Source organism: Mycobacterium sp. RTGN4 (genome assembly GCF_033804635.1).
Taxonomy (GTDB): domain Bacteria; phylum Actinomycetota; class Actinomycetes; order Mycobacteriales; family Mycobacteriaceae; genus Mycobacterium.
In genome coordinates, this window is record NZ_JAPZLB010000002.1 from 1 (window position 1) to 18911 (window position 18911).

16 protein-coding genes, 1 tRNA gene and 1 pseudogene are annotated in these 18911 nt (G+C 61.5%); 9 read left to right on the forward strand and 9 right to left on the reverse strand.

Translation table 11 applies throughout. The annotated features are described in order from the left end of the window. Window positions 1-94: 94 nt before the first annotated feature. The 3 genes from SLQ30_RS33075 to SLQ30_RS04080 form a co-directional block, all read right to left on the reverse strand. Window positions 95-742 carry a maleylpyruvate isomerase family mycothiol-dependent enzyme gene (locus tag SLQ30_RS33075; protein ID WP_413467925.1) on the reverse strand — a complete coding sequence of 216 codons (648 nt, stop codon included), beginning with the start codon at window positions 740-742 and terminating at the stop codon, window positions 95-97. Window positions 743-927: 185 nt separating this feature from the next. Next, a complete protein-coding gene (locus SLQ30_RS04075) occupies window positions 928-1323 on the reverse strand; it encodes a hypothetical protein (RefSeq protein WP_319448967.1) in 396 nt (131 codons plus the stop codon). 113 nt (window positions 1324-1436) lie between these two features. Next, complete coding sequence (locus SLQ30_RS04080) at window positions 1437-2219, reverse strand: maleylpyruvate isomerase family mycothiol-dependent enzyme (RefSeq protein ID WP_319448966.1); 783 nt, start codon at window positions 2217-2219, stop codon at window positions 1437-1439. Between the two features lie 372 nt (window positions 2220-2591). Here SLQ30_RS04080 and SLQ30_RS04085 point away from each other — a divergent pair, with 372 nt between their 5' ends. Together SLQ30_RS04085 and SLQ30_RS04090 are read left to right on the forward strand one after the other, a co-directional pair. Then, window positions 2592-2984: a hypothetical protein gene (locus tag SLQ30_RS04085; RefSeq protein WP_319448965.1), complete on the forward strand. Its 393-nt coding sequence runs from the start codon at window positions 2592-2594 to the stop codon at window positions 2982-2984. Window positions 2985-3148: 164 nt separating this feature from the next. Next, the gene (locus tag SLQ30_RS04090) at window positions 3149-3490 is read left to right on the forward strand and encodes a hypothetical protein (RefSeq protein ID WP_319448964.1); all 342 of its coding nucleotides are present in this window, start codon (window positions 3149-3151) and stop codon (window positions 3488-3490) included. Window positions 3491-3590: 100 nt separating this feature from the next. Here the strand turns inward: SLQ30_RS04090 and SLQ30_RS04095 are convergent, their stop codons facing one another. The 4 genes and pseudogenes from SLQ30_RS04095 to SLQ30_RS04110 form a co-directional block, all read right to left on the reverse strand. Beyond that, window positions 3591-3851 (reverse strand): hypothetical protein, encoded by a 261-nt coding sequence (locus SLQ30_RS04095; protein ID WP_319448963.1) that lies wholly within the window; start codon window positions 3849-3851, stop codon window positions 3591-3593. Window positions 3852-4563: 712 nt separating this feature from the next. Beyond that, window positions 4564-6357, reverse strand: a complete 1794-nt coding sequence (locus tag SLQ30_RS04100) for a restriction endonuclease (protein ID WP_319448962.1) — start codon at window positions 6355-6357, stop codon at window positions 4564-4566. A gap of 141 nt (window positions 6358-6498) precedes the next feature. Continuing rightward, window positions 6499-6729, reverse strand: a complete 231-nt coding sequence (locus SLQ30_RS04105; RefSeq protein ID WP_319448981.1) for a helix-turn-helix domain-containing protein — start codon at window positions 6727-6729, stop codon at window positions 6499-6501. After that, window positions 6706-7104, reverse strand: a pseudogene (locus tag SLQ30_RS04110) (recombinase family protein); the annotation flags it as partial. The pseudogene SLQ30_RS04110 and the gene SLQ30_RS04105, both read right to left, overlap by 24 nt. Before the next feature lie 568 nt (window positions 7105-7672). Here SLQ30_RS04110 and SLQ30_RS04115 point away from each other — a divergent pair. The 4 genes from SLQ30_RS04115 (at window position 7673) to SLQ30_RS04130 (ending at window position 11389) form a co-directional block, all read left to right on the forward strand. Continuing rightward, complete coding sequence (locus SLQ30_RS04115; RefSeq protein ID WP_319448961.1) at window positions 7673-9061, forward strand: hypothetical protein; 1389 nt, start codon at window positions 7673-7675, stop codon at window positions 9059-9061. A gap of 51 nt (window positions 9062-9112) precedes the next feature. Then, complete coding sequence (locus tag SLQ30_RS04120) at window positions 9113-9568, forward strand: hypothetical protein (protein WP_319448960.1); 456 nt, start codon at window positions 9113-9115, stop codon at window positions 9566-9568. A gap of 240 nt (window positions 9569-9808) precedes the next feature. Further along, complete coding sequence (locus tag SLQ30_RS04125; RefSeq protein ID WP_413467926.1) at window positions 9809-9931, forward strand: DUF3892 domain-containing protein; 123 nt, start codon at window positions 9809-9811, stop codon at window positions 9929-9931. Window positions 9932-10582: 651 nt separating this feature from the next. Then, the gene (locus tag SLQ30_RS04130; protein ID WP_319448959.1) at window positions 10583-11389 is read left to right on the forward strand and encodes a hypothetical protein; all 807 of its coding nucleotides are present in this window, start codon (window positions 10583-10585) and stop codon (window positions 11387-11389) included. A gap of 466 nt (window positions 11390-11855) precedes the next feature. On the opposite strand, the gene SLQ30_RS04135 is transcribed toward SLQ30_RS04130, so the two are convergent. Continuing rightward, window positions 11856-12797 (reverse strand): abortive infection family protein, encoded by a 942-nt coding sequence (locus SLQ30_RS04135; RefSeq protein ID WP_319448958.1) that lies wholly within the window; start codon window positions 12795-12797, stop codon window positions 11856-11858. Between the two features lie 130 nt (window positions 12798-12927). Here SLQ30_RS04135 and SLQ30_RS04140 point away from each other — a divergent pair, with 130 nt between their 5' ends. Then, on the forward strand, window positions 12928-14937 hold the full coding sequence (locus SLQ30_RS04140) for an ATP-dependent nuclease (RefSeq protein ID WP_319448957.1): 2010 nt from the start codon (window positions 12928-12930) through the stop codon (window positions 14935-14937). Continuing rightward, a complete protein-coding gene (locus SLQ30_RS04145) occupies window positions 14934-16454 on the forward strand; it encodes a UvrD-helicase domain-containing protein (RefSeq protein WP_319448956.1) in 1521 nt (506 codons plus the stop codon). The genes SLQ30_RS04140 and SLQ30_RS04145 overlap by 4 nt, the downstream gene beginning before the upstream one ends. A 450-nt stretch (window positions 16455-16904) precedes the next feature. Here the strand turns inward: SLQ30_RS04145 and SLQ30_RS04150 are convergent. Then, window positions 16905-16987: transfer RNA gene (locus SLQ30_RS04150), tRNA-Leu, on the reverse strand. A 235-nt stretch (window positions 16988-17222) separates the two neighbouring features. Here SLQ30_RS04150 and SLQ30_RS04155 point away from each other — a divergent pair. Then, window positions 17223-18749 (forward strand): FhaA domain-containing protein, encoded by a 1527-nt coding sequence (locus SLQ30_RS04155; protein ID WP_319448980.1) that lies wholly within the window; start codon window positions 17223-17225, stop codon window positions 18747-18749. Window positions 18750-18911 lie beyond the last annotated feature (162 nt).

Below are 18911 nucleotides of genomic sequence, written 5' to 3' on the forward strand. Positions count from 1 at the left end.
CCCACAACCGGCTGCCACACCGCCCGGGTGGCGGAATTACGTGACAGACGAGGTGGGGGAATTCCGTGACGGACAACCCCTCAAGCTGGAGGAATTATGTGACCGCTGACACTGTTAGTGGGCCTCGGCCTGAGAGCCAACGTATGAGATCGTCTGCGGGCCCGGCTAATACGGCGGAGCTAGGGCCGCCGCCGACGTCAGGACCGAATGTCCACTTGTGCCCGCGGGTCGTGCGCATGATCAACCGAGTAGAGGGCAGATGTTTGGCCTGGTACCGCACTAGCGGCGGGATTGCCAGGGCGAGGTGGTCTGGAGCGCCGTGGGCCACGCCGTTAGACGTGGTGAGGTCGTCGTGATGCATCCACACCTCAAACAGTGTGGAGGCTGCTACCGCCAGGGCTAGCAGCAGGCGCGGCGAGCGCTGGCGGAGCCGAGCGAGAGGTGCGGGATATCCATCACGACGTTCACGGTTGATGGCAGCAGCGATTACCCGGGAATTTGGGTTGAATTGGACGCCGCGGGCGGCCAGCGCTCGGATGCAGAATGCGAGTGTTCCGGCTGCCCGGTCGGCGGCGACGATGTGTGCCGCAAGGTCGAATGCTGTCCAATCGCCGCATCCGGCCGGAGCGTTAGGGCCGACAGCCTCCAGAGTGTCAGCCAGCATCGCTCGTTCGGCCTCAGCGTCCTCTGCCACCGTCACGACGCGTACCACCTCCCGAAGCTTGTCGATGGCAGCAGCCATTGCTCAACCAATGTGGGCTCGGTAAGCGCTCGCCCAATGGTGGCCGGATCTTGTGGGTAGAACCTGCCAACCTCGACTGATGCGGCGTCCAGCTGAGGATCATCCGTCACCTGCGGGCCTCCGTCGATTGTGTTTGTCTCTCAGTGAGATTCGGCATTGATCAGTACCTGTCTCGCCATTGGCGCCTATATGGCCGTGTAACGCCACTGCGACACTTGGTGATCAAACGTCATGCGCAGCACGGTTTCGGTGGGGTAACGCTCGGCGACCACGCTGACCTCGTCGATGAGGTCGGCGGCCAACATCTCCAACTCACTCGGGTGCTCGACGACGGCCGCCCACTGGCTGAAACCGAGGTGTGATCGGCAGGCCGTGATCAAAGACTCTGGTGCGGCGGCAACATCGCGTACCTCGGCCTCGGTTGAGTATCCGTGCGAGACGATGCCTTGGTGTACGTGATCGCAATCGCAGCCACGGTCCTGGCACACGAATGGGGCGACGACGATCTCACCGTGCATCGCTGACCAGACATCGCCCTCCCGGCGCGGTGATGCTGGCCGCTTGGCCACAAGAACTTTCATCAGTCGCTATTTCCGCCGTGACGCGTCATGTCCGCTCCCATGGACGATCTCAGGCGGCATCGTTGTTAGCCGTTGTTCATGTGGACCTGTCCGACGGCGCACTGCGGTGCGAATCACTCGATGAGGTCGTCGGCTGGAGGTCGTAAGCCGCCGTTGGTGAAGGCAGGAAGCACGTCGGTGAAGGCGGGCATTAGCTTCGTCGGATCGCCGTCCCAGGGGAGCGCCAACAGTTGCCCGACGCTGCGTCGACCACCGAAGGAACGCAGGGCCTCAAAATCCGAGACTTTGAGTGCGACGTGACCGCGAGCAGTGTGTGGCGCACCGAGTTGTACGGAGCCGATGGTGGGAGTGCGCAACCACAGCGCCGGCAGTTGCGCTTGCCGGATGAACTGGTCACCCATCGTCGTCACGAACCCCAGGGCCGCCTTGAACGCGAGATCGCCTGCGCGAGAACCCGGCTCCCTCAGCGCGCCGCGAATGTCGTGCTCATGGGTAAGGGTATCGAAGACGAGCTGGCATACCCCAGCATCCGACGCAAAAGCGATGTTCGCTCGCACTTCGTCGAGCGATTGCCGCCACAGGTCGAGTAGGTCGTCGATGCCGTGTCCGCCTAGGCGCGCGACCTGCGCGTCCGCCCAATGGCTAGTGCCCTTCTTTTCCAAATTCAGCGCAACGACGTCCTGGGCAACGCCAGCCAGGTGCGCAACCACCTGTCGGATGTTCCAGCCGGGACACGCCGGCACTGCCAGATCAGCGATCCCGGCGCGCCCGCGAACCAGCGCATCGACACGTTCGAAGATCAGTCGGTATGCCGCGCCCGCGTCGCTGATCGGCACGAGCAGAGGCGCCTGGCCGCGTTGCACCCTGTCGTCGCCCTCTCCATTTCTAGGGTCCATGCGCAGCGACCTTACACACACAATAAGGAAAATAAGGGAAATCTAAGGTAGCAGTAAGGCCCTTGGTTGATTGGGGCCCATGCCCCACGCCATCCGCGCGATCGATCTCATTTCTAGACATCCGAGACACCCTGCCGGGGGTAACTCCCCCACCACGCAATCCCAGGTCGCGTTGTCTCGTTTCTAGTCTCGGAGCGCGTGTCTCACATCCGCGATGTCGGCAGGCACTGAGACAGTCATTGATATGACCACAACGACAACTTTTGGTTACTCACAAGCCAGCCGAGATCTCGCGGCGCCCGAAAAAGGGTCCCCACGATGAAGGCGGACCATTGCAGAGTGCAGCGGTGTACCCGAGAGGGTGGATACCCCGTGAAGCTCAAGGAGCCAGGCGAAGTTTCAGCGACTTTCATCGCCACCGAGGCGTGCAAAGAGCACCGCGATGCCATCTACAACAAGACCGTTGAATGGGTCCTTGAGATCGGTAAGGATCCCATGAACCCTCGGTGGCACCAAGAGACCCTCATCCTTGGCGAGGATCTGCAGGCGCTCGACGAGCACGTCCTCCAAGACGCCCCAACTCTCAGGGAGCGACCAGACCTCTACTCGCGCATCTTCAGCGACGACGACACCAACGGGATCCATCTCGACCTGCCGCTCCGCCTCCGCGGTAGCAGCGACGTCGAGACCGTCACCGTCGTCATCCCGGATGCGCTCGTCGGCGGACTCATCGAACTGCTTCAGTCAAGGTCAAGCTCCCCGTAGTCGAACTCCAGATCCGAGCAGAACTGATCGGCGCACCGGGGTTTGTACGTTGAGGGCGCGGAGTCTGTTGATTGGTGGGTGCCGCTATCGTTCTATCCGCGAATTGCGTTAATATGCAATGGAATTCGAGATACTGACAGATCCGTGCTTTATGATTACTGACCATGAGTGACTGGACACCCGAACAGGTTGCTGACATCAGGAATGCGTTGGCCGTCATTCGAGACGCCGTGCTTGACGGCGACAATGTGGTGCACCAGCCAGAGCGTCTCGACAGGTACCTGACAAACTACGACAGCGCAGCGAGGACTGCCTCAGGTGCAGTGAAGGTCAGCGGGCTCTTATTGGAGTACATCCGTCAGCTTCAACAACAGCATCAGGACATGGTGACTGCCATCATCGACCACTACGACCCTCGGCGGCGGAACCGCCCCGAGGAAGTGCTCGCGCCAAAGACGCCCGCCGAAGTGCTGAATTTCGTCGAAAGCAGACTGCCCCGAGAATAAGCGCCGCCTGCGGTGATAGGTGCCTGAGACCGCCTGCCAGAGTCCGCGCCCGCCGCCGCTCGCGTCCGAGTCGCCGTCCAATGCTTCGTTCAGCGAGACGTTACTTCTGTCGGCGAGGAACCATTCCGTCCGGTTTGTACTCCCAGGACTGGACGTCCACGCCATGGTCGAAGTGAACCGTTCGGCTCCCTTCGTAGATCGCGACGGTCTCGTCGTGCGCGGCCCTGCTATGAACTGTCGTCGACTGATGAATGTCGATTCCGGTCACTGTCGGCCATTGCTTATTCCAGGGATGGTAGATGGCATCGCCGGGTTTAGTCTCGGTGTAGTGCACCTTCGTGGAGCCATCGCTCTCGCTCATGGCACCTACAACACCTCGGCTCAAATCAAGGTTGTTGGGATGTCAATGGACATGGGAGCGAGCGCGCCGCTGGCATTTGGGAGCTACACGAAACGCAAGACCCGCCTACCCAACTGTTTCCCGGGATAGTGACTGGAATTCCAAGTGATCGTGGTTTCGCTGCGTCGGATCAGCGGCGTCTGGCGGCGGCCAGCTAAGCGATTCGCAACGCCAGAGCTCACTTATACAAGCTTCGCGCGAAGCGAATGGGAGTGTCGGAGCGCGGTGCGACGGTTGTCCTTGACCGCACGACCGTGTGGCAGAGCACCCGGAGGAACAGATGGCCAAGGTCTACGTTGAACCGCGCCGCCCAAGAGCCGCGAGCCGCATACCGCAATCCGCTACTACGTCGTCGAAGATGCCGCCGATAGTGTCCTACACAGCAGCCCAACACAACAGGGGTCTATTGATTGGGCCAAACGACAGGGGCACCGGCCGATCCTGGTCGCACGTGTTCGCCACCTGACCGACAAAAAGGTTCCAGATCACTGGCGCGAGGTATAACGAATTAGCGCGCTGCCTGAAGCGCCCCCGGCACCCGAAAGGGCAAGCCCGGTCGGACTGCCGACGACACGCGAGGGCGGAGGCGCTAACCATCGAAGTGTCTTCTTTCGAAAGAAACTCGCGGCGACTCACATCCCCGACCTCGGCGTGTCATCAGTGCGGTATCTACTCAGCTTTCGACTGCGCCGATGGTGCTGTCGTCACCTTCGGGAGGGTCGCTGACGGTGACATTGCCCTGGAAGTGCCGTGCCGACACGTGTGTCACTTCGGCGTCACCGGAGTATCGGATGCTGAATCCCTTTGAGAGCGGTTTGATTTCAGACTCATGCTCTTTGATTCCAGCGTATTGGCCGAGGAAGAACAGAGCCTGTTTTCCGACCTCGATCACGTCGTCGCCCAGCTCGAATTTGATCTGATTTATTGCGACGAACTCATAGGTCCTGTCGGGTTGACGATCGATCTGAGGTGGCTCGGTGTGGGTCACCGTGAACGTGCCCGTTATCGTGCTCGTCACGGGCTCTCCCAACACCAGCTTGGAGGCCTCGATGATGCCAATCGCTTGGTCCTTGGTCATTTCACTCGGCATCTTCAAGCGCACCCCAACGTGATCTTGCAATGCAGCAAGCGCTTTCGCGATAGGTGCCCACCTCGCCGCCTCTGTGTCGCGCTCTATCGGATCTGTCGCCAGCACGCCATAATTAGGCGGCCCATACGTCAGGCCCATGGCGATTCGGTTCGGTTCCCGCCAGGCGGCCAAAAGCTCGAGCCCGTCGACTACGTCCGCTGGTCGACATCCTGCGAGGTCGTATTGCACTTGTAAGTTCATCTGACCCTGCTTGAGTTCGCCCACCTGCACCAGCATCTCCAACGTGAACAAGCCTGCCTTCTCGGTGAACACGCTGCGGACCCCGGCTTGCCCCACCGAGAGGTCGGTTCGCCTGATAACAGTGCTGGCGATGACCGTGTCGGAGTCGGGAGCGACAACGGCAAGACTCAGTTCCGCGGGTTCGTGGTCATCGCCTGGGCAGGGTGCGGATAGCACCTGGAGGCTGGCACCGCTGAGCTCACCGCCGAGGCCGCCTGGTAAGTCCAGAGACCCGCTTACCGTGCCCGCCGGCATGGTCATGGGCGAGCCATAGTCGATGAAGCGCTCGAACTGCGCGCGGAGCTGCTCGTCACCCGCGGGTATCGCCACTGTGAACTCACCACCGATGGGACGCTCGACAAGCGCCGCTAGGGATAGCGCAAAGATCTCGACGGTGATCCAAACAGATTCGTGTTCCATCGCGTACACCGCGACCAGGCCGTCCTTTCCTGGTCCTCGTTCCACAGGTGGGGGCGTGTCTGATACGGCGTAGTCGTACCGATAGAACGGGTCGTATGCGTTGAGTGCCTTGTGAATTGAGGACAGGTCGGCCACGACGTCCGCAGCGACTAGTGGGGCGCCATCGGGTCGGTCCCTTCGGCCTGAGGCAATGGCGGTCAGCTGATTCATCGTCGCCTGGAGACGGTCCTTGCCGTCGTGCAAGTAGTAGTCGATGACCTTGGGGAAGTTCGCTGCTTGCGTGTCGCAAAATAGTAGGCCGTTGGTTTCGCATGGAAACTCTGCGCGTGCGGTGATCGCGTCGAGCCAGCCAAGATTCACGTCCGTCAAGTCGATCGGCATCACGAGGTGCCACTCCGTGATCACCCAGCCCTCTTCCTCGCTAGTCTTGATTACCTCGGTGTAGGACTTCTTGATCGCCCGCTTCTGAGTACTGGTCAGGTTCTTGTTGTAGCTTTTGACCTGGTAGACGGCCCGCTCATTGCCGAACCCGGCCGCACCGGGCACGAAGATGTCGACGCCGCCGTCACCCTGACTGGGGCGTACCCGAACTGCGTTCGGGTGCTTGCTGCAAATGAGCATCCCGACGACGGCCTCTGTCTCCTCACCCGACAACCGGGTCCATTCAACTCGCGCCACAGTGGCAATCCCCCTTGAACGCAACGATTGATGGCTATGAGACAGACTCCATCATTCGCCTCTCGGTTCTCCTACGGGACACGCAAAGGTGTAGGTGTTGGCTTGGCTCGCTCGGCCACCGTCCTCGGGGCGGGTGTTGAGCTAGCGCGGGGCGTTACGGTCTCCGGTGGCTTCGCGGGCATCGGTCGGTGGTGTCGCTGGGGCGAGAGCACGATAAAGGGTGGATCGACCGGCCCCAAGAAGCTCGGCGATCTCGCGCACCGGTGTGCCGGTTGCCGCCAGTGCCTGGGCGTGGGCCAGTTGAGCCGTGGTCAAAGCGCGCGGTCTGCCGCCCACCCGGCCGCGAGACCGGGCAGCAGTCAAGCCAGCCATGGTGCGTTCGTGCATCAACGCGCGCTCGAACTCGGCCAGGGCGCCGAACACGTGCAACACCAAACGTCCTGTGGCGCTTGTGGTGTCGATCTGTTCGGCCAATTATCGCAAACCCACATTGCGGGAGGTGAGATCTCTAATGAGGTTCAACAGATCTGGCAGCGAGCGTCCCAACCGGTCCAGTCGGCACACCATCACCGTGTCACCTGCGTCGGCTGCCGCAATAAGTTCGTCGAGCGCCGGGCGATGAGCGTGCACACCCGAGGCGACATCGGTCCACACCCGCGCACAGCCAGCGGCGGACAGAGCATCGGATTGACTGTCGGGGGTCTGATCGGCCGTCGATACCCGTGCATATCCCAGCAGCTCACCCATGACGGAAGTTCTACTCTCCCCCACCGACGAATCGGGACGGGTTATCGGGATGCCAAACCCGCAGGTCGCCAACGAATTTCGGCACTGTCCCAAAAACCTTCGTTATCGAGAACTGAAGCGACGGCAGAGTCGTGCGGGGGAGCCGTACACGATCCCCAATTGCTTATGGGCCTACCGCAGTCCGTCACGCTCCCGGATTCACCACCGACGGCGGTGGGGGCTTACTAGTCCATGAACCCCGCCAAGAGGAGCGAACCCGCTGTCCGGGCGACACCCACCCACGATCTCATTTCTCTAGATTCGAGACGCTTCGTCGAAACGAGCGACGAGCCGGGCTACCTGACGGATCTCCCGGTTATCGGCGCCTCCCCATTCACGAGTCGGCCAACGCAGACGCCATTCACATCACCCTGCCAGCGTCGATTCACCGCCTGCCCCAACGCCGTACACGGTCGGATGTCTCGTTGACCCACTGCCGCACGAAATGTCGTGGGCATCACCCATCATTGGGTTGCACGCAGCGACGTGACGCACGGTTCCAACGGGGCCGCACAAATTGGGGGAGGCCATGGATCCACTCATCGCAGACACATTGGCGGGTTCGGTTGCCTATGTCTGGCCGTTCTTCGGAGACGAGGACTGGGAGAAACGGCAGTATGCCGGGCACGTAGCACGGTCGAACAACACGGTGAAACTGTCAGTGCTAGCTCCTCTGCCTCTGGGCAGCGGTCGCGGCTCATTGGGGGCACAGACCTGCACACCCGAATCTGTCGTGGCGGTGTCGGAATTCGGAGGCACCCTCGCGTTCGACATCAGCGGGGTTGGCGGCGCAACGCGCGTTGGCTCTTCAAAGCCTTCCAGCCGTAATTACTACTCCCGCGCCATTGCGGTCGGATTCCCCGCGGAGGATTTGCAGTCCTCACGCATGTTCGAGATGGCGGCATACTTCCCCGGACTGGAGCACTGGTCAAACATCACCGGCGCAACCGCGGAAACCAGCTATGACGAACACCACCGACCGACCGAGATACTCCTGACGATCAGAGCGGCCCCAGACCAGATCACTAGATTCTCGGACTCACGCAGCGTCAGCCTTTCAACCCACTTCGAGGTGTCCGGCCCTGCCGACGACCAGCAGGTTTACACGCCCTTGTCGATCAGCTCGGTCACCGAGGAACCAACCGACTGGTTGGACCACCTGCTCGTTCTCACCCGGATTCAGGACCTGCTTAGCTTGTGTTGGGACGGGTTCGTCGTCGCCGACGGCGGGTATGTCCGGCTTGATCTGCGCGATCCTCATCCCACCTCGAACGCAAAGCTGTGGTCGTACCAGTTGATGGAGGTGCCAGCCTCGGTAAAACAGGCGGGACCAAGCTCTTCGTTCCCGGAGGTTCACTACGAAACACTTGGCGGAATAGATGCTTTCGCGCGGTGGTGCGACATTGCGAAAACACACCCGCGCGCGGTTGTTCCGCTAATAACACGCCATCGTGTGGCGCGATCAGGCGCACTACAGAGCAAGTTGCTCGACATCTGTGCTGCCATTGGCTACTGGGTTGACTTTCATGCTAGGCAGAAACATGTCTGGGTAGCAAAGACTTCCAAGAAGGACACCAAGGCCGACATCCTCGCCCGACGCGTCGGCCAGCACTTCGAATCGTTTGTCGGCGACGCCACCAAATGGTCTCGGCTCTTGTGGAAGCGGTACGACGAACTGCGGCACGATCCGACAATCCAGCACGACGTAGGTGAGCTCGCCCTCCTCGTCGATAGCGCTCGGATATTGCTGACGGCTGCACTTCTCAATGAAGTCTCGGGAGATGCCGCACCCAGTCAATCTCTCTGCGCCGCGAGGAACAATTACATGATTGGCTACGAAATCCGGCACGACCTCACAGGAACTGGTGCGTGCGCCGTGCCGACAGACGACTCCATACTGCCCTCCGAGGACGGGTAGGCACGAACCACGGATGTTGTCGGAGTGCTCGCCTCATGGGCGGCTGTCGTTGTGGCGATCATCGTCGCGATCCGCGCTTACGTCTCTGAGCGTCGCGCAAAGCAATCCGCCGAAGATGCCGAAGTACTTCGGCAGCGCACCGTAGCCGCATCCGAGCGGTCAGGCAGCGCAATCGAAAAGGTCGCTGAAGCCCTTAAGGCAGGCAACACGACGAGCGGGACATCAGAGCCACTGCCGCTCTACCGTGGACCCACGTGGAACCTCGACTACGTCACCGGCGCGAAGTACGCGCTCGTCAACAACACTCCTTACGCGCAGACAAACGTCACTGTCACGGGCGAGCCAATACGCGGCGATTCCGAACGGCCAAGCAGCATCGCAGCATTCGGGGAGCACCAGTTCCTTGCTATCAGCGCATTTGGTAGAGACGACAAGATCACCGTTACGTGGACAGACAACATAGGTGACGAGCAGACATGGTCCAAGGCGCTGCCGCCGAAGCGATAGCGGGACTTCACACCCCCGGAGGCGTTTGTGAAGGACTACCTCAACTCATATCAACGCGCCTCGAACCGTGGTGTCAGCTTGACCCCGGTCCAGTAGCCGTCGTCCCAGGTGCGGGCAGCTCCGATGACGGCGCTGGCCTGACGGATTTCTAGTTGCAGGTTCCCCACAGGTGCACCGCGGCGGTGACAACACGCGGCAGAAATCGTCTCATGGGTTGAACCCGAGAACGGCAAAGCCTACGTGGACGAAGCTGGCCACCGCGTCGACGTTCTTGTCGTGACGCCGGCCACTGGTCCTAAGTACTTACGGACCTACGCCGGCGGCACTTGGAAGAACAACCTACTCGCGCTCCCGCAGCATTGACGTCGCAATCGTGTTGGGGGGTACCCTGAATACTTCTATCCCCCAACACGATTGCCGACCATCTTGCGTCTCCAACGACGCGCGTGCTGTCAGATCGGGCGGGCGTGACGTGCACACCTGACTGACGATTCTCGCCCTCATCGAGCCCACAGCTCCTGCATCACACCTTGTTTGATTGGCCGCAGGTGGACACGTCCCGCCGAAATCACATGACCGGCCAGTTCGGCTGTCGGGCCCTGATCGACCAACACAGCTCACGTGGATCTGAAGGTGCAGTCCCTCTGGCGACGGTTTCGGGCAGGATCCACCCAGTACCGGCGAAGTACGAGTCCAACGTCTCGATCGGTGTCAGTGCGGATTGGTAAGAAGGTGATCGTGTTCAGTGCTGGAATGTGCGCAAGTATCGACCGATCAGAGTCTCGCAGGACAACTCGACGCGGTGCTGGCACCCGCCCGGGCGCGAGTACCCGTTGTGGGACGGCCGCCAGCGTCGAGCGAGCGACAAGTGCACCACGTGGGAGAATTACGAGAATTAGTCGTGGCAGGAATATCTGTTGCCAAAAACGCAGCCACGCTGCTCATCGGGCGATCGGACGATCTGTCGGGCACTACGCAAGAGCACATTCACTGCATCGGCGAAGGGCCCGTCTAATGGCGATGACTGACCACGACCGCAAGAAGCTGTGGGGACAGGCCGCCGCAACGTGCAGCATATGCCGTAAAGCTCTCGTCCAACCCGCCGAACACCCCGATGACCGGGATGCCCTCCTCGGCGAAGAAGCTCACATCATCAGCGCATCTCGAAGCGGTCCGCGCGGCTCTGCATCAGTTCCAGGAATGCGCTTCGACGGGTACTACAACCGAATTCTGTTGTGCCGCATTCACCATCGGATCGTCGACGAACAACCACGCAAGTACACCGTCGAAAAACTGCGCGCGATTAGATCCCACCATGAGCAGTGGGTCCGCGACCGACTACACGTCATGCCGGATGAATCAGCCAGCACACCCGTGGGCGTGCGTCTCAAGCACCCGGGATTTGGCATGGTTCTGCCTCGCTTACGGACCGGCAAAGATGCCTGGCATTCCGTCATCGGATCCTCGTTTTATCTACTCGACCCTGTCGACGAGGACGACGCTTCGATCGATGCGTGCAATGTCGCGGATAAATTCCTCACAAATTTGAAGGACTACGGCGAATTTCATGACGCGATCACCGATCGAGGGTTCGAGTCAATCCGTGAGGCCCAACGCGACTTGCGTGAGGGACTCGATGAACTCTCTAGCCACGGCTTAGCGACGTTCGGCGCCCAGCGAGACATGCTCATCACGGGTGGAAGTGCATCTCCCACCCCGTGCACAATGGCAGTAGCCGTCATTAGGCCTCTGACGGAAGTAGGCGACGAGCATGAACTGCCCATAGTCTTCCCAGCGTCCCTCAGGCCCTCGACTGGCTGATCTTCTGCAGACCACGGCTCGTTTGCCGTGCGCTGCACCAATCGCTCCGAAACCGCCCGATCTGTGAATGCGCCGCGGCTTGAACGCATCGCCCTTAACCTGCCGGTTCGACACCGGAGCCCGTTGCAGTGGCCAATCTTCGGCAGACAGAGTCCCACACCCATGGCAAAACAAGAGCTGACAACGACCAGGTTGAAGCGACCGAAGACAGGACCGGTCGACGGTCCATTTTGAACGTGGTCTGAGAGGTCGTCGGGGGCTCAAGCACGGGGAGCGGCCAATACCGCTGGAGCGCGGGATGATCTCTAGCCGACGATGCCCGACACTCTCCGTAAGGTTCAGACGTAACATATGCACCACTTCTTTTAGGGGGCAGTGACTTTCGATTCTTCACCGACAAGCAGAAGTGGCTCATGTCTCGGTCTAGGCGACCCCTAACGAGCTAGCGCCCGTGCCCGCTTGTGCGCTAACAATCCCCCACGGAGAAGAGGAACTCGGTGACCGCGACCGCTGCGTTCAGCGCTAGCCGTGCATGGTGCTTTTCGACAGCAGCCTCGGTGGAACGTCCATGACCTGTGCCCGCACTGTTGCGCAGCTCGGCAAGGCTTTGAACTGTCGCAGTCAAACCACGCAAGAGCGCTACTACAGCTTCGCTTGCTTTTGTGTCCCCGCCGACAGCCTCACTGCGGAAGTCCAGCGACTTGGACACCGCCTTGAACAAACCCGGTAGGTCATCGCGAAGCGGATACGCCACTTCGCGGGAATCCAGGATCTGCTTGAGGACCGATTCGACAAGTTCTTTGCATGAGCCGATCGTCGCCTCTGGATCATCACCGAGCCCCCGCTCGATCCTCTTCAGATGCCGGTCAAGAGTCGAGCGATCGCCCAGCGTCGCTTCCTCAGGACGTCGTATCGCCGGACGATCACCGTGGAAGCTGTCAATCCGCCGGGCGGCGTACGTCTTTCGTCCACTGATCTCGCCGTCAACGTACAGCTCGTACCCGTCAACGGAGAGGATCTCATTGATCCTGACAACCATTACGGCAGCGACCTCAGTGTTACGACGAACCGTCGGATGCACAGTGCGGACGACAAAGCGAAGAAAACCCTCGTCAGGGCCATGGAGCAGGTTGAAACGCTCGTCACCAAAGACCCATCCATTGCCGCCGTCATCGTTTCGCACGCGGTGCTGGCGGATGTCTTCACTCGCCATCTTGAATCTGAAGTCGGTGCTCGGGAGCCGTTGGAGGTCATAGAGCGGAGCGAGGAACGCGAGTTCATCGAGAGCTCCCGCCCAGAACATGGCCGGCTCAAGCGTCAGCATGTCAGCAATTTCCTGTCGAGTGACAGCGGAAACGTCCGGGCGGGGCTCACGCGGTCCAGTTCGACCACGACGCTCAGTGACCATGAGGCAGTATCGCTTGGCGTAGATGTCGGACGAGGACCAGGGCTGCGCGATTCAGGCCATCGCGGTGGAAGGACCGCGGCGGTACTTCTGGAATTGCCGTTAGCCACAAGCAGACAGGGATCGTATGCACTTGAGTCGGCTGCGGGTATTAGGCGTCAGGGCTACAGCACACGGCGAGATCGATATTGAACTGCCTGGCAGATTCAGTGTGCTGATTGGCGCGAACGGGGCGGGCAAGACAACGGCGTGCGAAGCGCTCTACATGAGCCACAGGAGGACCTTCCCGCATTTGGCTAGGCCATCTGCTGCAACACTTGGTCCACCCGAACGAAGAATCGACGTCGAGTACTCGTTCTCGCCGGCCGGCGCTGCCGAGGGTCCATTGGGCGCTAGCCTGCAAGCGCAGAGTGGGCGTGTCACTCCGGGCACGGTCGCCACGAGTTGGTCGCGCACCCTTCACCGGGATCTCGGCAGGGTGCGCGCTGAATCGGTTGTAAATAGCGATATAGAGCCTTCTCTTCTACTGGTCTACCTCCCCGCGTGGCGCAATCCGCTCGATGAGCTCGCTCGTCAAGAGACTCGGATCCTCATCGAACTGCTCAGAGCCCAACAACAGAATCGCGGCAAAGGACGCGATCTCACTTCGCTCCGCAGTCGAGCGTCGGGTCTGCTGGAGGCGCTGGCAACCGACGGCCTCCTCGCCGCGTTGGAAGAACGGGTCGATGAACACCTGAATGCGTTGTCGGCCGGGGTATCTCGAACGTGGCCGTACATTCGAGGCCAGGTAGTAGACGATCGTTACCTAGCCCGCGTGCTCGAGTTGATGTTGGCCACGTTTGAGGGACGCGAGCACGCCCTGCCTTTGGAGGTGGCGGGCCTCGGTTACGTAAATCTCCTACACATCGCTGTGATCCTCGCGGCGATTCCAGACTTTACGCGCGCGGCCTCGGCAGCAGCGGAGGGCGCCGCTGCGGAAACAGCAATGGAGGACCCTGCGGTCGTCGAAGCCTCTTCAGCCGAGGAGCCGGTCGAAATAGGGGTGGCTTCGGAAGGTCCATCAACAGCGGAGGACTCTGAGGTGACTGCGGCAGAACTTCGCCTCCGCCAGGCACGCGCCGAGAGCGAAAGCGCGGAGGACTCATTCTTCTCGGACGGTCCGTTCCACGCGACATTGGTCATCGAAGAGCCTGAGGCACACCTTCATCCACAACTTCAGCACTCTCTTGTTCGCTACCTACGGCGCGAGGTTCAACGCCGCCCCGAGTTGCAAGTCATTCTGTCGACTCACGCGACCGATGTCATCACGTCCTGCGATCCGGAGGAGATCGTTGTCCTTCGTCGCGATCGAGATGGGCGCCATGTTTGCCGGGCTGTAGCGAACCTGCCGCTTACAGATCGAAAAGATGTGCTCCGCAAGACGCGCCTCCATCTTGATGCCAGTCGCTCGGCCGCCCTGTTCGCCGAGCGACTCCTGCTAGTGGAGGGTGTTACCGAAGCGGCTCTAGTTCGTGAATTTGGCTGGGCTTGGGCTGGTGCAGACCTGCAGAAGCAATCCTTCGTCGATGCGCTGAGCATTGTGCCTATGGGAACCAAAGTGGGCTCTTGGGCCGTTCGCCTGCTCGCCACTACAGACAACGAACTGTGCCAGCGAGTCGCGGTTCTCCGCGATAGTGATTTGCCCTTTGAAACGGAGCCCACACAACCGACCTGGGCGAGCGAGCATGACGACGAAGTGGTGCTCGTCGCACACAATCATCCGACGCTAGAGCCCGCGCTAACCCTCGGCAACGAAGCGCTTGTTGTCAAGGCGCTGAAGGAGATCGAAATTGACGCTCCGAATCCTCTCACCCAGGAGGCGGTGCACTTGCTGTTCCGCAGCGCCAGGAAACCCAAAAACGGCACTGCAACTCCCGCAGGACCGGCCGCACGAAGGAAGGGCGAATTTGCGCTCGCGCTTGCGGGCCTCGTAAGCGACGCTCGTCGGGACGGCACGGCGGTCACCGTGCCCGGAGCAGTGTCGCAGGTTTTGGAGTTTCTTTTCGCGACGATGAGTTCAGCGATTGGCGAGTCAGCCTCAGTCACTGTGGATTCCGGTAGCGATGGGGGTGCCACAGGTGGTGATAGCGACACAGCCACGTGACCGATCGATCGACGTCTGCGCAACCAACGACAGCCAGCAAACCAACCTCGCAACAGATTCTGGCTGCGGGTACGACTGCGGCTCGGCTCTTCATCGAAGCAGGGCCGGGAACCGGCAAGACGACGGTGGCAGCACACCGATTCGGGGTTTCCCGATACCAGCCCGATGCACGTAGCGACCTACGAGCCGTAGTCGCGGTGAGCTTCACCCGCGCGGCCACCTTGAACCTGGTTCTCAGGATCCGACGATTGTGGGGATCGCGGGCGATCGCGTGGCCACACCGCGTCGTGACACTAGACACGATTATGGTTGACCTGCTGCAGGGCCTCCTGCGGGCGGGTGTGCTGCAGTGGCCGAATGGGCACAAAGACCTTCGGGTAGAAGACAGTTGGTCTTCCTTTGGCGGTTCTACGTGGAACCGGACAACCTACGGATTCAGCATCGTTCGCGGACACATCCAAATCAAACAGGGTTTCGTCCGGAAACGGCGTTCGTCCATTCCTGCAACGGTGAGCATGCCGCTACTCGCAGACGGTGTTTGCACCCACCAGGACGTTCGCGACATACTGGAACTGGCTTTGAAAGACTCCGGGGTCGCCGCGTATCTGCGGGATCGACTGGGCACAACCATCCGAGCTCTCATAGTTGACGAAGTCTTTGACGCCAACGACTTAGACATCCAGGTCATAGAGATGGCGGTTGACGCTGGGGTGGCCGTCACTTTAGTCGGAGACCCGTGGCAAGCGTTGTACGTCTTTCGAGGGGCGAAGCCGGAGACGGTTCCGCTGCTACTCGCAAGACAGGGTTTTCGCACATTGCAGCTAACCCAGTCGTTCCGTTGGCAACATCCCGGGCAGGAGCAACTTGCAGGCGCCCTGCGGTCTGGCCGCGCCGTGACGCTCCCAATCGCGAGCCATGGGGACGACTTAGCAGGTCTCGATGTTGTTCTTGCTCTGTGGTGGAAGGAACTCTGGGAACTCGGGCCTGGTGTTCTGCCACTTGCTTTTCATGCCTTCAAGGGAGGTCATGAGGAAGCTGCGGCAACGCTCCTGTTGAATCACGCTACCCGCAATATCTTCAGTCTCGACGCCATCTACCTGAATGATGCCTTGACCGCTCTGGCCATTTCGGATCGCGATGTCGTGGGGCAGATCGCACCGGATTTGCAGGAGGTGACCGAGATGCTTCGCCTCGGAAGCAACTCCAGCGTGAGAGCCGCGTATCACCAACTCTCAGAACTAATTTCGCGCATATCGCCGCGGCGTCTCAAGCCTGTCCACTACAAGTACACCGAAAGGCTTGCCCAAGTTCAGGCAAGGCTCGCCTATCCGGGCCGCCCGATTCCCGGACTTACGACACACCAGGCGAAGGGTAGTGAATGGGACGCCGTGGGAGTCAGACTCGCAGCAGATGGGCGCGAAGCGTTGGCCCATGGCTTGCAGCTTCCTCGTGACACGGACAGGAAGTTGTACGTTGCCTGCACCCGGGCACGGTTCTTAACCACCGAGGTCACCTGATTGCAGTCCGTCCCGTTGCACGGGGTCTCGCATATAGGCCGACGGCCCGGGTGCAGGTGGCGGACGTTTGCACCCAGTCGCCAGATAGGTCGCACAGAATGCTTCGCACTAAGGACGAGCTAAACGTCTCAGCCCATCCTTCCTGAAGTGGCGGGAGACCGACAGAGAGGTCGTCAGAAGCGTTTGTAGCCACGGTGACGACGGGGCCGGACGTCAGCGTTGGGGCCACGAAGCTAGGGCTACGCCACGGGCAGCGCAACGTGCGATCGCCGGTTCCGACGAACGATGCATTTGCAGCCACGCCGCTGCGACCGGTTGGGGACCTGGTTCGCGAAGTCCCGACAACTGTCGCGGAATACGCCTGCGCACGCTAACCCCACCAAACACAAAGGTCACGACCCCTTTCGAGTTCGTGACCAAATGCGCCGCAGTCCGTAGAACCGCTCATTGTGGGCGAAGGGGGACTTGAACCCCCACGTCCCGAAGGACACTGGCACCTGAAGCCAGCGCGTCTGCCATTCCGCCACTCGCCCCAACAACCGGGGGAGCCTATCACGCACTCCGGCCCGTTCTCCAACCGCGCAGGTCGCCGTCGGGAGCCTCGGATGGTGCGCTGACCTCCCGCGATCCGATTCTCAGAGTTCTGTTGGTCCCGTTCCGTCAGGTTAGGCCGATACCATGCGTACAGGGTGATCGGGCCTGCGACACGCAAGTTCGGACACCACGCGAATGGATCCGACGACGACAGCCAGCGAGGTGGGCGGTGACATGGGCCTTGTCAACCGATTCGAGCGCAAGCTCGAGTCCACGGTTGGTGACGCCTTCGCCCGGGTATTCGGCGGATCCATCGTTCCCCAAGAGGTCGAGGCGGGTTTACAACGTGAGGCCGAGACCGGCGCGCGCGATGTCGGCGGCGGCCGTATTTTGGCCCCGAACGACTACGTCATTACCCTCAGTGTGTCCGACTATCAGAAGGTGAGTGCCGATCCAGCCCTTACCTCGACCACTTTTGCCAGACACCTGGAGGGATACATCCGTGACCAAGGATGGCAAACGTATGGTGAGGTGGTCGTCAGGTTCGAATCGTCACCGAATTTGCACACCGGCCAGTTCCGCACACGAGGAGCGGTCAACCCGGACTCGACCGCGAGCGAACCCGCCCCGGTCCCCACAGACCGCACGGACACCGCAGAACCAGGAGTACCGCCAATGACTGACAATCCGAGCCACCGCGGGGGCCCCGGCCAGGGGCAACCCGGCGACGAGTACTACGACTACGGCAGGCAGGCCGACGAGCGTAGTGGGGTCTATCCCCCTGATCCGGCCGGATACCCGCCGCAGGGCGCGCCGCAGCCCGGCTACCCGCCCCGCCAGCCCGGCTACCCCGATCAAGGTGCCCATCCCGAGCCGGGTGGATACCCGCCTCAGGGTGCGCCTCCACCCGCCTACCCGCCTCGCCCGGGTGGCTACCCCGACCAGGGCGGCTATCCGGAGCAGGGCGGCTACCCGCCGCAGGGCGGATACCCCGACCAGGGTTACGGCCGCGCGCCGGGCGGATACCCGCCTGGTGGACAGCCCGGCGGCTACCCCGCGCCGGGGGGCGAATACGACTACGGCAGGCAGCCTGCCGCGCCTGCGCCCCAAGACGACTACGGCCGCCCCGACCAAGGCGGCTACCCCCCTGCGCCGGGCGGCTACCCGGACCAGGGCGGCTACCCGGCCCAACCCGGTGGATACCCGGAGCAGCCCGGCTACCCCGGCGGCTATCCGGACCAGGGCGGCTACCCCGAACAGGGCGGCTACCCCGACCAAGCCGGATACGGTGCCCAGGGCTACGGCGGTCGTCAGGATTACGCACAGCCCGACTACGGCCGCTACGCGGATCCCGCTGCGGCGCAGCCCGCCGGGTACGCCGATCCGGGCTACCCGGCCGGCCAGCCTGCCGGCTATGAGTACGGCCAGCAGCCAGGTCCGGCCGGCGGATACGGTCCGGGGTTCGGCTCCGGTGCCGCCACGGTGACGCTGCAGCTCGACGACGGCAGTGGTCGCACCTATCAGCTGCGCGAGGGCGCCAACGTGATCGGCCGTGGCCAGGACGCCCAGTTCCGGTTGCCGGACACCGGCGTTTCGCGTCGGCACCTCGAGATCCGGTGGGACGGGCAGCTGGCATTGCTGTCCGACCTGAACTCGACGAACGGCACGACGGTAAACAATGCGCCCGTTCAGGAATGGCAGCTCGCCGACGGCGACGTCATCCGACTGGGCCATTCCGAGATCATCGTTCGCGTTCATTGAGACCCCGCGTTCATTAACTCTGAAGGACTCAGACCGGTCACAGTCGCGGAGCTGGTGTTCGCTTCGCCTCCACGCCGTTCCGCGCCCAAGTATCGTGACGTTGCCGACGATCTCCGAGCGGGTGATCGGCGTGCCACGACAACGGGGCGGTGACGGAGAGGA

What these genes read in the sequence shown, in the direction of transcription:
- SLQ30_RS04105 (WP_319448981.1), bottom strand. Translation starts at nt 6,729, where the DNA reads ATGGCTGGCTTGACTGCTGCCCGGTCTCGCGGCCGGGTGGGCGGCAGA.
- SLQ30_RS04090 (WP_319448964.1), top strand. Translation starts at nt 3,149, where the DNA reads ATGAGTGACTGGACACCCGAACAGGTTGCTGACATCAGGAATGCGTTG.
- SLQ30_RS04135 (WP_319448958.1), bottom strand. Translation starts at nt 12,797, where the DNA reads ATGGTCACTGAGCGTCGTGGTCGAACTGGACCGCGTGAGCCCCGCCCG.
- SLQ30_RS04095 (WP_319448963.1), bottom strand. Translation starts at nt 3,851, where the DNA reads ATGAGCGAGAGCGATGGCTCCACGAAGGTGCACTACACCGAGACTAAA.
- SLQ30_RS04155 (WP_319448980.1), top strand. Translation starts at nt 17,223, where the DNA reads ATGGGCCTTGTCAACCGATTCGAGCGCAAGCTCGAGTCCACGGTTGGT.
- SLQ30_RS04080 (WP_319448966.1), bottom strand. Translation starts at nt 2,219, where the DNA reads ATGGACCCTAGAAATGGAGAGGGCGACGACAGGGTGCAACGCGGCCAG.
- SLQ30_RS33075 (WP_413467925.1), bottom strand. Translation starts at nt 742, where the DNA reads ATGGCTGCTGCCATCGACAAGCTTCGGGAGGTGGTACGCGTCGTGACG.
- SLQ30_RS04115 (WP_319448961.1), top strand. Translation starts at nt 7,673, where the DNA reads ATGGATCCACTCATCGCAGACACATTGGCGGGTTCGGTTGCCTATGTC.
- SLQ30_RS04075 (WP_319448967.1), bottom strand. Translation starts at nt 1,323, where the DNA reads ATGAAAGTTCTTGTGGCCAAGCGGCCAGCATCACCGCGCCGGGAGGGC.
- SLQ30_RS04130 (WP_319448959.1), top strand. Translation starts at nt 10,583, where the DNA reads ATGGCGATGACTGACCACGACCGCAAGAAGCTGTGGGGACAGGCCGCC.